Raw genomic sequence first — 314 nt, forward strand, 5'->3', positions numbered from 1 at the left:
GTGGGCTCGGCGTTGTGTATACGAGACAGGTCGGGATAATGCCCCAGTAACACGACCGTAGCCTGCACGCTGTGTTTGGGATGGAGGGTATACCGTGCATGCAAGGACTCGTTCAGAATGTAACCCTGCTCGCCGTTGCGGTCACTGAGTATATACCCCGTGGAACCGGTCAGGACCACCTTGCCCGCGGCAAAGGGCTTTGATGCGCCGAGGGTGAGCCCGCTGTTTCGGTCTTGTAGGTGGTCGTTGCCGAGGCGGGCATAGTTGGCGGTTAGAAAGACCGATGTCCGCGAGGCCGTGAACCCCAGCTGATA

At 59.2% G+C, this 314-nt stretch carries 1 protein-coding gene; it reads right to left on the reverse strand.

Going from position 1 to position 314, the window contains the following annotated elements; genetic code table 11:
- A partial coding sequence (locus KK062_RS30200) for a hypothetical protein (RefSeq protein WP_254088105.1) occupies positions 1-314 on the reverse strand: 314 nt, incomplete at both ends.

The sequence above is a fragment of the Dawidia cretensis genome (assembly GCF_018598175.1).
In the GTDB taxonomy this organism is placed as follows: Bacteria; Bacteroidota; Bacteroidia; order Cytophagales; family Cyclobacteriaceae; genus Ohtaekwangia; species Ohtaekwangia cretensis.